This is a genomic window from Embleya sp. NPDC050493 (assembly GCF_044458105.1).
Taxonomy (GTDB): domain Bacteria; phylum Actinomycetota; class Actinomycetes; order Streptomycetales; family Streptomycetaceae; genus Embleya.
This window is the reverse complement of sequence record NZ_JBITHP010000023.1, coordinates 1-12909: the sequence shown is the minus strand read 5'-3', so window position 1 is coordinate 12909 and position 12909 is coordinate 1. Positions and strand designations below refer to the sequence as shown.

The following is a 12909-nucleotide window of genomic DNA, read 5'->3' as shown; positions in this document are numbered from 1 at the left end:
ACACCCGCCACCGACAACACGCGGCCCTGCTCGACCCTGGCCGAAACCCGTCGCCGCGTGGGGCCGCCGGGGGTGATCCGGTCGCGTGACTGGTAAGCACGCCGTGTGCCCGTCGGGACCCGCCGCAGTGTTTCCCGAACGGCTGCCCGGCCTGCGCGGTGTCACCTTCGCATACGAGGACGGCCGCAGCGTGCTGCGCCATCGGCGAGGCGGCGTCCGGGTGCGGGAACCGCCTCGGTCAAACGAAGCGGAACCCGACCGCGTGGCGGGCGGACGCCGCGGACGGTGCCCGTCGTGCGGTGCCGTCACATCGCTCGTGCCGTGGGCCGGGCCCTTCTCCACTGCCGGTGGCGCCGGTGCGGGCCGCTCGAGTCGGGCGTGCCCGGCGGGCGCGTGGAAAGAAGTGCCGCCGCGCTCGCGGAATCGCCGTCCGGACGGACTCGGAGAGAGTTCCTCCCGCTCCCGGACCGGGCGGACTGCCCCCGACCCGACCGGTGTGGTGGCCGAACGGGTCCGTGTTCCACGCGATGACCCGGGGAGCGGCTTGTACGGGTACGCTCCCGCGCCTGATCGCGCGAGCCCTCGGGGCGGGAGAGCGCCGGACGCCGGCCGTGCGGGGCACCGGACGGCGGAGCGTGCGCCGCGGCTCGGTTCGGGACGCGAGAGCGTCCCGGCCGCGAGACAACTTTCCTCGTTCGGCCCGGAGTTGACAAGACCACCACGTGCCGGACAACCGCCCGAAGCGGTCGGGCGCCCGCGGCGACCGGGGCGGTATCGATATCCCGCTCGCCTCGATCGCGCATTGCGTCCGGCCGTCGCGTTCGACAGCGATCGAAGAACTTCCCGAAGCGGGCGTCTTCGAGCCCGAGCGGGACGGTTCTCCGGACGTTTGCAGATGTCTGATCCGAGGCCGCCCGGTGGCTTGCGGGGCTTCCCGGACGACGGCCGTCCGCGTGGCTTGTGTCAGTGCTGCTCGTCGAAGTGGGTGTGTATGGCCGCCGGCAGGCTCTGCAGGTCCTGCCGGGAGGGGGGAGGCCACGCGAAGTCGCGCAGGAGGGTGTCCAGTTCCTCTCGCGAACGGAACATGAGCAGAATCTGCTGCAGTTCGGCTGCCGCGGAGGCCATCACCGTGTCGCAGGCGATCGGGTGTTCCGTCGAGGCCGCGGCACCCGCCGCGGCCTCGACGTCGGGGTATGGATCCGAGGAGGAGATCCGGACGAACCTGTGGAGGATCTGGAATGCCTGGGAGAAACGGATCCAGGACTCCGGACGACTCATCGGCAGTTCCTCGAGCCGGGGAGAGGGCTCGTAGTCCTTGTCCCGCAGGTACTCGGCCGGGTAGCGCAGGAACTCCGCGGGCGGCCAATCACCCGCGGCGCGGGCCGGCAGGACGTCGAACTCGGCGGGGCGCGGCGGGGATCCGGCCGAGTCGATCTCGTCGGCGAGGACGTCCAGGAGCGCGGAGACGACGCCCAGGGGCATGGTGGACCAGGCCACCGGAGAGTCGCGCACGACGCGGCAGAACCGCTCCAGTTCGTCCTCGAGGGATTCGCCCGCGTCCACGCACGCCCACCGGACCAGGAGGTGAATCGAGCCGTCGATGAACAGGAGATCGTGGTTGGAGGTCATGGCGCCCCAGCCGAGTACCTGCGCCCGAGGACCGCAAACGGATTCGAACCCGCCGGTCGCGCATCGGATGGTTCGTTCCGTGGGAGACCTCGAGGTCGCCGTGCGCCGGACCGGCCGTGAGGCTCACTTCGACCACCCCGCCCTCGCCGCGCACGTGATCCGCCCCCAACTCGCTGCGGACCTCGAGGCGTTGCGGCACGGTTGCTCCACCGCTCGGACCTGGTGCGCCGAAATCGGTCTTCCCCAACCGCTACCGCGGCTTGAGCCGCGAGAACGCGGATCGGTGCGCGATCCTCCCGGGCGCCACCGTCGACATGGTGCGGCATCCGGGAGGAGTCGGCCGCGACCACCGCGTCCGGCTTCGCCACGGGGCGGGAGGTACCCGCCCCGTCAGGGTGGGTGCGCCCCACGGGTCAGGTGATGGCGCAGCGGGTGGCGAGTGCGTGGAATGCGGGGGTGGTGCGGGCGCCGACGAGCAGCCCCGACACGAGGGCGCGGACGGCGGGTCGGGTGTGGGTTTCCTCGGGGGAGAGTCGTTCGGCTTTCAGGAGTGCCTGCAGGGCTTGCTCGCGGCGTCCCCAGTGGGCGTATGCGGTGGCGACGTCGGTGAAGCAGCGGCATCGACGCTCGACCGTGGGCAGGCTCGCCGGGGTGATGGTGTGGGCGGCGGTGATGGCGGCGCCGGGGTCGCCGGCTGCGTTCTCGGCGGAGATGCGGTGCAGGGCGACGGTCGCCGCTCCGAAGCCGCCGCCGTGGTCGCGGAGCACGACCCCGCCCAGGCGCTGCGCGATGGCGGCGGCCTCGTCGGTGAGTTCGCGCATTCCCTCGCGGTCTCTCGCTGCGCGGAAAGAGGGAACACGCCGAACGTCTGATCGACGACGGCATCCGCGACGCGCCCCAGGCCATGCATTGAGCGGCAGCCGGTGCGAACGGGCCTGCGCCGGGAGGTCGACGAGTTCGCCGAGGCGACGCCAGGGGCGGGTGGTGATGACGACGTGGCCGCGGGGGCGCAGGACGGCGCGGAACCGCTCGTGCTGGGCATCCCCTCGATCAGGTCTCGTCGACGCCGCCCCGGCAAACTGCACGTAGAAAAGGGCTACGACAACGACCACCTGCGCCGCTGCGGCTCTCCGGAAACGCGGCATCCACCACCGCATCGACCGACGGGGCATCGTGTCCTCACAACGGCTCGGCCGCAACGTTGGATCGTCGAACGGGCCGTGTCCTGGCTCGCCGGCTGCCGTCGACTCCACCGCCGATACGAACGTAAGGCGGAACACTTCTTCGCCGTCGTAGGCATAGCTGCAGCCCTCATCTGTCGCCGCCGTCTCACTAAATGAAACGATCTCTTGACGACCGGATCGCCGGCGGGGCGTGCGAGCCCGCTCCCACGTCCGAACCGATCATCTCGTGAGCGGGCCGGCTTGCGGGCTGGCCCCCGGGGCGGGGGCGGGCAGGCGTGGGTGACGACGCCGTTCGGGTGGTCGCGCCGGAGGTGGGCGCGTCCGGCGCAAACCCCAGTAGTGCCTTCCCGAGTCGGTCGCGCACGTTCGTGATGCGGTCCGGGCCGCCTGAGTGCAGGAACCGGTCCGGCCGGGTGCTCTTGGCCTCGACCAGTCGGGTCGACCGACGAAGGCCCCTTCGAAGTCCTGTTTCGACATCGAAGGGGCCTTCGTCGGTTTGCCGGGTCGTGTGGGTCAGCCGCCCTGGCCGGCACTGCCGATGGGGCCGACGTTGACCGGGGAGCCGGCGCCGTCGACGACCGGGAGGGTGGGGGTGCCGGGCCAGTTCAGAGTGATGGTCTTGGTTTCTCCGGGCGGGGTGACCTCGAGGCCCGTGATCTTGACGCCGTAGTCGCCGACCTGCGCGGCCCCCGAGTTCGAGTCCGAGTCCGTGCCCTGGCACGCCGTCGTCAACATCGCGCCGCCGAGGACGGTCGCGGAGACGAGGAGGGCGGGGCGACGGTTGCGGAACATGAACGACCCTTTCATAGCCGGTGGTTGGAGCCGAGATCCGCTCGGCCCCTCGGTGCCTGCCCAACCACCACCGGTCCGCCGACCCGGGCGATACGCGAGTCGTCGCACCACGACCTCGCCGTCACAGACCGGTGACATCGTCACGAGAAAAAAACGACAATCACCCCACCCCACCCCACCCCGCCCGACGCCCCGACAACACCACATCTTCCCTGGTCACAACCCTCACCGGCCGCCCCCGAAGGACAGTGTTACAACACCCCGTTACAACACCCCCTCCCCACCCACGGCCCGGCGTTACGGAGTGGAACTACGCACTGCGGCAAGCGCCTGGATGTGGGCGGGGACAACGCATGCCTGGCGCGCGAGCAGGTCCGCGAACGTGGTGGTCAGCGGGTCCGGCCGGGTGCGCGTGTACGCGGTGAGGGTACGGCGGATCGGCGGGTCCGGCAGTCGCAGCAGGCCGTCGAAGTCCGGTGGGACGATGTTGGCCGGAACGAGGGCCGGGCCGAGCCCGGCGGCGGCGAGCAGCGGCGCGGCCGAGGTCTGTTCGGCGTGCACGGCGGTCGTGGGAGAGAAGCCCGCCTGGTGGCAGGCCTGGTCCAGGATGTCGGCGAGCCCATTGGCCGGGGCGTAGCGCACCCAGGCACGGTCGGCCAACTCGGCCACTGCCAGCGGCCCGGACGGTCGTCCTGCGAGCGGATCGTCACCGGGCAGCACGATGACGAACTCCTCGATGCCCAGGTCGCGGACCGGGCCCTCCCAGCCTGCCGGGGACGGGCCGATGGCCAGGTCGGCCTCCCCCGCCGCCATCGCCGCCTGCAACCGGTCGGCGTGCGCGAACTCGCGCAGCCGGATCCGCACGCCCGGGTGCTGCCGGCGCCAGGCGCGTAGGACCGGCGGCAGGATGCCCAGGCTGACGGAGTAGACGGTGGCGACCTCCAACTCGCCGCCCTCCAGGCCGGCCGTCCGCCGCGCCGCCGTGTGCAGGCGCCGCGCCTCGGCGAGTGCGGCTCGGGCGTGCGGCAGGACGGCGCGGCCCATCGGCGTGGGCCTGATCGCGCGCGGCAGCCGTTCCAGCAGCGGACCGCCGAGCGAGGTCTCCAGCGCTCGGATCTGGTGGGACAGGGCCGGCTGGGTCACGTGCAGCAGTTCGGCCGCCGACGTGAACGAGCCGTGGTCGACCACCGTGACCAGGTATTCGAGCTGCCTCAACGTTGCCATGAACAAATGTTATCGCGATCAGAGAAAACAAGCCTTGGACTCATAGGGCGTGGTCGGGAGAGGGTCGGGGACGGGACAACCCACATCACCTCCTCTCTTGGAGCCAGACATGACAACCTCCTCCACTGATCTCACCGGGCAGCGCCTGATCATCGTGGGCGCCGGTTCACGCACCGGCCGCCTCCTGGCCAAGGCCGTCTCGGCGGCGGGCGCGGACCTGGTGCTCGCCGGCCCCGACTCGCGCAAGCTGGAATGGACCGCCGGCGAACTGGCGGGCCCGGCCGACGTGGTTCCGGTCGACCTCGCCGAGGAGACCTCGATCGCCGCCCTCGCCCGGAAGGTCGGCAGCTTCGACCACCTGGTCTCCACCGCCGCGATGCCCGCCAACGGCCCACTCGCCGAACTCGAACTCGCCGACGTGCAGCGCGCCTTCGCCGCCAAGGTGTTCGGTCCGCTGCTGCTCGCCAAGCATCTGGCCGGCCAGGCGCGCGAGGGCGGCTCGTTCACGTTCTTCTCCGGTGTGGCGGCCTGGCGCCCCGCCCCGGCCCGGACTGTCATGGCCACCACCAACGGGGCGCTGGCCTTCCTGGTCCAGGCCCTCGCGGTGGAGATCGCCCCGCTGCGCGTCAACGCCGTCTCCCCCGGCATCGTCGACACCGGCTCCTGGGACGGACTCGGCGCCGACAAGGAGGCATTCCTCCGCACCATCGCCGAACGCAACCCGGCACGTCGGGTGGGCACCCCGGACGACCTGATCAAGGCGGTCCTGTTCGCGGTCACCAGTCCCTACGTCACGGGGACCGTGCTGCACGTCGACGGCGGCGGCCGACTCGCCTGACACGACCGGTCGACAACGTGGGCGGGCCGCCCACTTCACCCTCACCTTTCCCCCGGGAGTACTTCCATGCGTTCTCGCACCCTGATCCGTACCATCGCCATTGCCATCGCCATCGCCGCCTCGGTCGCGGGCCTGGCCGGCGGCACCGTCGCGGTCGCCTCCGCCCACGACAACGGCAATCGTTCTTCGCATGCCTGGCCACAGCGCCTGATCGACCGCTCGCCCGACCTGGTCCAGCCCAAGGCGTTGACCGTCGACCACTCGATCGGCGAGCGCAGGGCCGCCCAGGAGGTGCGCTTGGCCCAACAGCTCTACACCTTCTGGAACACCGGGCAGCAGAAGTACCTGGACGCCGCGGTCAGCCCCCGGTTCAAGGACAACACGCTGCCGACCGGCCGCCCGCAAGGCCCCGCCGGCCCGGCCTTCGCCTCGAAGAACTTCCGCGCCGCCGTACCGGACCTGACCTGCGAACTGTCCGACGTACTGATCACCGGCGACAAGATCACCGCCCGCCTGGTCTTCCGCGGCCACTTCACCGGCACGTTCGACGGCGTCCAAGGCAAGGGCCAGAGTGTCGACTTCAACGCCATCGACATCCAGCATGTCGGCACCGACAGGATCATCGAGGACTGGCACATCGAGGACAACCAAACCCTGATGAGCCAACTCGGCGTCGACAACTGACACCGCCGACCACGTACACACCGCCCTCGACCACACCCAGGCGGCGCCCCGCCTCAGTGATCCTCGACGATGAAGCAGGCCCGCTCGTAGAGTTCGTCGAACGTGATTGTCTCGACGTCCTGGATGGACGTCCGGTACAGCTCGAAGGAGCTCATCTTCTCCGGGTTCACGTTGCCGTTGTGGGTGAACTCGCGCAGGCTCCCGATCACTACGACCTGTCGCGGGCGGGTGGTGGACAGTTCGATGTCTGTCGGGGTGCCGTCTTCCTCGTAGATCCGGGTGAGGAGCCGGCCGGCGATGAGCTGTTTTGCCTTGCTGGCCGTCTTTTGCACCTGTGCCACGCCGCCGCCGAGTTCCTTGGATGCCTGGTAGACGCCGGCGCGGTACGCGGTCTTGGAGAGCAGTTCGGTGCCGTGGGTCTTGATCTCGCAGAAGAGCATGCTGCTGATCAGGCCCTTGGACCGCATGATGGCGTCGATGCGTTTCCCGGCTCCGCCGAAGATGTTGGCGCCGGTGGTGATGCGTTCCAGTTTGCCGTCGTCGATGGACTCGCAGGCGATGAGGTTGAGGCCGTAGCCGAAAATCCACTGATTCGCCTCGAAGAAGGCCTGCCAGACCGCCTCCGTCCCGCGTGTCGTTGCCGAGCTCTCCTCCTGCCGGAAGTACTCCGGATCGGTCAGCAGGCGCTCGAACCTCTTGAGCTGTTCCTTGCGGTTGCTGATCAGCCGGATGTCCTCTTCTGTGAGCCCGCCGCCGATAGCCGTCCTGACGGCGCCGAGAACCGTCGTCCGGTCCCGGCCGGTCAGCAGCTGGGCCAGTTGGGCCTCGTCACCGTCCACGAGTCGGAGGGAACTGCCGGGTGTGCTCAGGCCGGTGCAGCCCTGGAGGAAGTTGATGACCTTCCAGAAGTTCTCGTGGACGTCCCCGGTGTCGACGAGCGCTTTGACGGCCCGGGTGGTCCCGGTCTCGGGCACTGTCTGTGTGGAGGGTTCCCCGGCCTTCTTCTTGTCCTTCTTCCAGAGCTTGATCCTCGGCGTGAAGGTGTCGCCCTTCTTGATGATGGTGACGCTGCACAGAGTCGCCACCTGCGGCCGGTCGTCCAGGACGAAGTCGGTGATCATCCGGCCGGCGCGGGTGTCATAGAGGTAGTGGAACCCACCACTGTCCTGCGAACCGCGGATTTCCAGGCCGGTGAAGTCCCTGCGGGTGACATCGAACTCGGTGGTGGAGAAGGGGAGTCGGAAGCCTCGAACAATGGGGGTGGCGGGCGCCGCGGCTTGGGTCCGCCAGTCCGGTGGGATGTTGGGCAGCGGGCGTATGTCGCCTTCGACCACCAGGTCCTGGACGTCGATGCGTCCGAGCCGGCTGAGCACGGACTGCAACGTCTGCCAGACCACCTCCTTCGCCTCCGGCGTGCAGGTGGGCAGAAGCTCGCGCTCCACCGTCAGGACCGCCTCGTAGGTGGCGTCTGTCCAACCGTCACCAGGTATGGGGTGGAAGAAGCCGCCGTCACGACGGAGGGTCAGGGCCGCGGTGCGGAGCAGGTCGCGTGCGGTCTCCTCGCCGGCGCAGTCCAGGAGGCTGAAGGTCTGGCCGAGGACCAGGTCGAGCTTGCCCGTGTCCTCGTCCTCCAGCGGCAGCGGGACCAACGGGCCACTCGGCGGAACTTGTACCGGCTCATACACAGGGCGGCCCGAGAGGAACTCGTACGGACGCAGGCCCCATCCGTCCGGCGCCAGACGCAGGTTCAGTTCCTCGACGTGCTTTATGGCCTCGTCGACGTCGGTCGCCACTTCAGGATGGACCATTCGTGCCAGAAAGGTGAGCAGTACTTCGTCCGGTCCGTGGGAGAGCTCCAAGCGGGAGTCCTCGAAGATCCAGTCGTCGGACAGGTCTTGGTTGTTGAACCGGTGCTGCTGGATATCGGCGCGGACAGTCGGAAGCCGGCTGTTGCCGACCGGAGGTCGGTCCAGATCGTAGAGGCCCTCCAGGAACGTGACTTCGTCCATTTCGCCCCACCAAGGGCGCGGCATCCCGCGCAGGTACTTGAAGATGTCGCGTCGTGTCACGGCCGTGATGGCCGGCGGCTCGTTCGCTCTGGCGGGATCGGTGGAAGTCATGCGTCCAGAATGGACGGCTGGGCAGTAGGGCGCCGGATGGTTGAGACTTTCACCCCGTCGAACCGCTGCCACCCGCCACCATCTCTACGAGGCCCTACCTGGGCTACCGGCGGCGACAGTTCGCCCAGCGGCTGGCCGTCCGGAAGCGAAACGACGGACTTGACCGCTAATCCGGAGCCTAATACTCCAGACGCACTTCGTGATTATGTGCTGAGTCGTGCCTGATGGGTGGTTTTTCGTGCTCGGGCCTGGTGCCGTCTGCGCCAGTCGGACCAGGCCAGGACGACTGCCGCGTCAGCCCGGCACCGAGGGCTCCGCCGCCACAGGCATGGGGTTTGTACGCTGTCCGCATGACCGACGCCGCTCCCGCCGCCGAACCGCCGCCCGCCCTCCAAACCCTCCGCGACGTACACGCGCACTACATCCGGCAGGCCTCGTGCCCCTCTGACGTCGCCATCCTGACGTTCGACATCGTGCCGACCTCCGGGTGGGGACACACCGGACTGTGGGTCGAACTTGCCGAGGAGGTTCGCATCGTCGGGGACCCGCTGCCGCTGGCGTACCTGAACGCGTTCACAAGCGGGATCGAGGAGGAGTGGGAGCGCCGGTTCCCGGGCGTACCGCTGCGGGCCACGCTCAGTCTCAACGAGGTGAAGGTCCATCCGGTCGACTCGCACGAGCGTTCGTTCCGCAAGGCCGGCCACCGAGCGATCGAGGGCATCCTCGCCCGGCTCGCCTAGTACTCCACGCACTTGTCGATCTTGATTTGGGGGTTGCGGGAACCAGAGCGGCCGCCGCGTGATCCAGGTGAGGTGTGTGGACTCAAAAGGATCGTGCGGTGGCCGCGGGCCACCAGGATAGACCTCGACCGTTGGGCGTCGCTGTTCGCAGTGGTGATGTCGCGGATCGGGGGCCGGTTTGCCCGCAGTGAACCCCGTTCGACGGCACGGGAGTTCGTGGCCGGATTGCTGTCGACGATCGAGCGCAAGAACTGCTGGAACCTTGCCGAACACGCGGGCCACGCCCGGGCCGACGCGATGAAGAGGCTGTTGCGGTCGGCCCGCTGGGACGCCGACGCCGTCCAGCCGACCTCCGCGATCTCGTTGTCGAGCAGCTCGGCGCCCCCGACGGCGTCCTGATCGTGGACGAGACGGGGTTTCTCAAGAAGGGCCTGCACTCGGCCGGCGTCCAACGGCAGTACTCGGGAACGGCGGGGACCCGTAATTGAATAACTGTCAGGGACGATCTTCGGTGGGAGTCACTCGGGCGTATAGCTGGGTGCGGGCGGCCGGTCCGGGGAGAGGCGTGACGAGGATCTGGTGCAAGTCCAGGAGTCGCTTTGCGTCTTGGTACTGGATGGACAGATTGGTGCGTTTGACGCCCATGAGCTGAGCCAGGAGCGTCATGGTGATTGCTCTGCGGCGGCGCAAGATGGCGGCCAAGAGCCGGTGGAGGTGATCCACGCTGCTGATCTGCGGGTGGCGGTAGCTGCGCGGGCGATGGAAGCGTCGCTGGAATGCCGCGTCGGCCATGGCGTCCCAGTAGGGTTCAGAGACCGCCACCAAATGCGCGAACGCGGTCCGTGACATGCCGGTCAGGGCCGGATCGGTGAGCATCGTGGTCAGGGCCGGGTCGATCCTGCGAGCGCTTGCTGGTGCCTCTGGTGCCTCTGGTGTTCGGGGTGGGAGGGGAGCCAGCGTGTAGTTCCAGTCGCCGTGGAAGGCATTCGGCATGATCGGCAGGGCGTGGAACTCGGCGGGCGGGACGCCGACGCCCAGGTCGTACTTGCCGGTGTCCAGTTCGGCCCCGATGGTCAGTCCGGTCTTGGTGGTGGCGGCGGCGATGGTCTCGAGAACGACCTGGTAGCCGGTCAGCGGTCGCCCTCGCCGGTTCGCGGTGATGTGGCAGAACATCCGGTGCTCGATCTTGTTCCACTTCGACGTTCCGGGAGGCAGGTGGCAGACCGAGATCTCCAGGCCGCTTTCCCGTGCGAAGGCGGCCAGGTTGCTCTTCCAGGTCCGGCGGCGAGGGTCGTTGGAACCGCCGGAGTCAGCGGTGATCAGGAGCCGACTGGCATGCGGATGGTCGGCCTCTCCGCGATGCTGCCACCAGCGGCGGATGGACTCCACCGCGAACTGGGCGGTGTCGTGGTCGGTGCCGACGTTGACCCATCCGGTGTTGTGGGCGATGTCGTAGATCCCGTAGGGAATCGCCATCGGCTGATCGGTGGTGGTGAATGTGTGGCAGTCCACCTTGATCGCGTCCTTGCCCACCCGCCAGGTGCGGCCGGGCCGGTCGCGGTTGCCGAGCCATTCCTTGGCCTTGGTATCGACGCTGATCACCGGCTGAGCGTCGTTGAGGAAGGCGGAGGCGGTGGTGTTCAGGTGGGTGAACTGGGCATCGCGGTCCGGATGGCTGATGCCCTCCGTCGTCTTCGCGGTGCCCTGCAGGCTGTATCCCAAGGTGTACAGCAGGTGCCCGACAGTGGACGCGCCGACGGGATGGCCTCGTGCCGTGAGGGCCGAGGCCAGGACCCGCAGCGACGGCGTGGTCCACCGCAGTGGGGAAACGGGGTCGCCTCGGGTGTGTGGCTCGATCAACGACTCAAGTGCGGGCACCAGGCCGGGATCGGTGTCCGTCAGACGCTTGCGGCCGGCACCTGGGGCCCGGATCCGGAGGGTTGGGACGGAGCCATCAGCCAACTCGGCGATACCACGCGCGACGGTGGCAGTACTGGTGCCGGAAACCGCGGCGACAAAGGCGATCCCGCCGTGACCGAGGGCGGTGGCCTCGCCGGCCAGGTACAACCGACGCCGGCGCTCATCGAAGTGCGGCAATATCTGATCGAACTTGGCCCGCAGCACGCGGACATCGACGCGGTCAGTCAGAAGGGGAGCCATCGTTCAGGCTCCCACCAACTCCCCTTCTACCGTGCACTTATTGAAGGACAGGCCCCGGGCAGGATCGAGAACTGCCAGGTCGGAACGTTCCTCGCCTACGCGGCCCCGGCCGGACACACGCTGATCGACCGCGAGCTGTATCTGCCGAGGTCGTGGACGGACGACCGGGACCGCTGCCGGGCGGCGGCGATCCCCGACGATGTGGTGTTCGCCACGAAGATCGAGCACGCCAAGGCCATGATCAGCCGCGCCCTGGCGGCGCGGGTGCCGTTCGCGTGGCTGACCGCCGACGAGGCGTACGGGCAGGTCAAGGGCCTGAGGTACTGGTTGGAGCAACGCGGGGTGTTCCACGTGCTCGCGACCAGGCGCAACGACACCGTCGTCACCGGTGCGTTCCTCGAGCAGCCGGTGGACGCGTTGGTCGCGGCCCTGCCCCGGCAGGCGTGGAAGCGCCGTTCGTGCGGCAGGGGCGCGCACGGCGAACGCGTCTACGACTGGGCACGCGCGTCGATCCGCCCGTGGCGCGAGGAAGGCGTCGAGCACTGGGTGCTCGCCCGCCGCAGCCTCAAGGACCGCACCGAGATCGCCTATTACGTCTGCTTCGCACCCGAGGGCACCACCCTCGACACGTTGATCCGCATCGCCGGGACGCGCTGGACGGTCGAGGAATGCTTCCGGACCGCGAAGAACGAGTGCGGCCTGGACCACTACCAGGTCCGCAAGTACCACGCCTGGTACCGGCACATCACCCTCGCGATGGCCGCGCACATCCACCTGACCGTGCTCCGCGCCGGCGAGCTGCAAAAAGGGGCTCCGAACTCGATCGCGACGGGCTCGTCCCGCTGAGCCTGCCCGAGATCCGCCGACTCGTCGCCCGCCTCACCGACAGGCTTCCGCCGCCGATCGCCCATGTGCTGCACTGGTCCCACTGGCGACGACGATCCCAACACAGCGCACGCATCAGCCACTACAAACGACGAGGTCACAGCCCGTGAGCTGTGACCTTGTCACACCAACTGCGGTTGCAGTACTAGTGTCCTGAGTCAGTAATTCGCTGGCAGTAGGTGGCGAGGGATTCGAGGATCTGGTCGGCGGTCCTGGTCCATACGAAGGGTTTCGGGTCGTCGTTCCAACCGGCGATCCAGGTCCGGATGTCCTTCTCCAGGGCTTGGACGGATCGGTGGACCCCGCGGCGTATGCGCTTGGTCGTGAGTTCGGCGAACCAACGCTCGACGAGGTTCAGCCAGGACGATCCGGTCGGTGTGAAGTGCAGGTGGAACCGCGGATGGGCGAGCAGCCAGTTCCTCACCGTCGCCGTCTTGTGGGTGGCGTAGTTGTCGCAGACGAGGTGGACGTCGAGGTCGGCGGGGATCTCCTTGTCCAGCTTGTTGAGGAATCGGCGGAACTCCACGGCGCGATGGCGTCGGTGGAGCGAGCCGATGACCCTGCCCGTGGTCGTGTCGAGCGCGGCGAACAGCGTGGTGGTGGGGGGGGGCCCCGAGGTGTTTGTGGTGGGCGCCGGGCGCCCCGGCCACAAA

General features: G+C 68.7%; 9 protein-coding genes and 4 pseudogenes. 6 read left to right on the top strand and 7 right to left on the bottom strand.

Annotated elements, in window-relative coordinates; genetic code table 11:
* Positions 1-963: 963 nt before the first annotated feature.
* Together ACIBM5_RS33740 and ACIBM5_RS33735 are read right to left on the bottom strand one after the other, a co-directional pair.
* Positions 964-1629, bottom strand: a complete 666-nt coding sequence (locus ACIBM5_RS33740; protein ID WP_396010447.1) for a hypothetical protein — start codon at positions 1627-1629, stop codon at positions 964-966.
* A 413-nt stretch (positions 1630-2042) separates the two neighbouring features.
* On the bottom strand, positions 2043-2450 hold the full coding sequence (locus ACIBM5_RS33735; RefSeq protein WP_396010446.1) for a hypothetical protein: 408 nt from the start codon (positions 2448-2450) through the stop codon (positions 2043-2045).
* A gap of 204 nt (positions 2451-2654) precedes the next feature.
* Here ACIBM5_RS33735 and ACIBM5_RS33730 point away from each other — a divergent pair.
* Positions 2655-2969, top strand: a pseudogene (locus ACIBM5_RS33730) (transposase); the annotation flags it as partial.
* Between the two features lie 357 nt (positions 2970-3326).
* Here ACIBM5_RS33730 and ACIBM5_RS33725 read toward each other — a convergent pair.
* Both ACIBM5_RS33725 and ACIBM5_RS33720 read right to left on the bottom strand, forming a co-directional pair.
* Positions 3327-3488: pseudogene (locus tag ACIBM5_RS33725) on the bottom strand (DUF4232 domain-containing protein); the annotation flags it as partial.
* 414 nt (positions 3489-3902) lie between these two features.
* Positions 3903-4829, bottom strand: a complete 927-nt coding sequence (locus ACIBM5_RS33720; RefSeq protein ID WP_396010445.1) for a LysR family transcriptional regulator — start codon at positions 4827-4829, stop codon at positions 3903-3905.
* Between the two features lie 109 nt (positions 4830-4938).
* On the opposite strand from ACIBM5_RS33720, the gene ACIBM5_RS33715 reads away from it, so the two are divergent.
* Both ACIBM5_RS33715 and ACIBM5_RS33710 read left to right on the top strand, forming a co-directional pair.
* Positions 4939-5667 carry an SDR family oxidoreductase gene (locus ACIBM5_RS33715; RefSeq protein ID WP_396010444.1) on the top strand — a complete coding sequence of 243 codons (729 nt, stop codon included), beginning with the start codon at positions 4939-4941 and terminating at the stop codon, positions 5665-5667.
* Positions 5668-5733: 66 nt separating this feature from the next.
* Positions 5734-6351: an ester cyclase gene (locus ACIBM5_RS33710; protein WP_396010443.1), complete on the top strand. Its 618-nt coding sequence runs from the start codon at positions 5734-5736 to the stop codon at positions 6349-6351.
* Positions 6352-6404: 53 nt separating this feature from the next.
* Here the strand turns inward: ACIBM5_RS33710 and ACIBM5_RS33705 are convergent, their stop codons facing one another.
* Entirely contained in the window at positions 6405-8471 is a 2067-nt protein-coding gene (locus tag ACIBM5_RS33705; RefSeq protein WP_396010442.1) for a Shedu anti-phage system protein SduA domain-containing protein, read from the bottom strand.
* A gap of 350 nt (positions 8472-8821) precedes the next feature.
* Here ACIBM5_RS33705 and ACIBM5_RS33700 point away from each other — a divergent pair, with 350 nt between their 5' ends.
* On the top strand, positions 8822-9211 hold the full coding sequence (locus tag ACIBM5_RS33700; RefSeq protein ID WP_396010441.1) for a hypothetical protein: 390 nt from the start codon (positions 8822-8824) through the stop codon (positions 9209-9211).
* 156 nt (positions 9212-9367) lie between these two features.
* Positions 9368-9687, top strand: a pseudogene (locus tag ACIBM5_RS33695) (transposase); the annotation flags it as partial.
* Positions 9688-9689: 2 nt separating this feature from the next.
* Here ACIBM5_RS33695 and ACIBM5_RS33690 read toward each other — a convergent pair.
* Positions 9690-11371, bottom strand: a pseudogene (locus ACIBM5_RS33690) (ISAzo13 family transposase); the annotation flags it as partial.
* Between ACIBM5_RS33690 and ACIBM5_RS33685 the strand changes: the two are divergent.
* Positions 11300-12217 (top strand): IS701 family transposase, encoded by a 918-nt coding sequence (locus ACIBM5_RS33685; protein WP_396010440.1) that lies wholly within the window; start codon positions 11300-11302, stop codon positions 12215-12217. The pseudogene ACIBM5_RS33690 and the gene ACIBM5_RS33685 sit on opposite strands and share 72 nt — an antisense overlap.
* Before the next feature lie 184 nt (positions 12218-12401).
* Here ACIBM5_RS33685 and ACIBM5_RS33680 read toward each other — a convergent pair.
* Positions 12402-12909, bottom strand: a 508-nt coding sequence (locus ACIBM5_RS33680) for an IS630 family transposase (RefSeq protein WP_396010439.1), incomplete at its 5' end; no start/stop codon positions are given.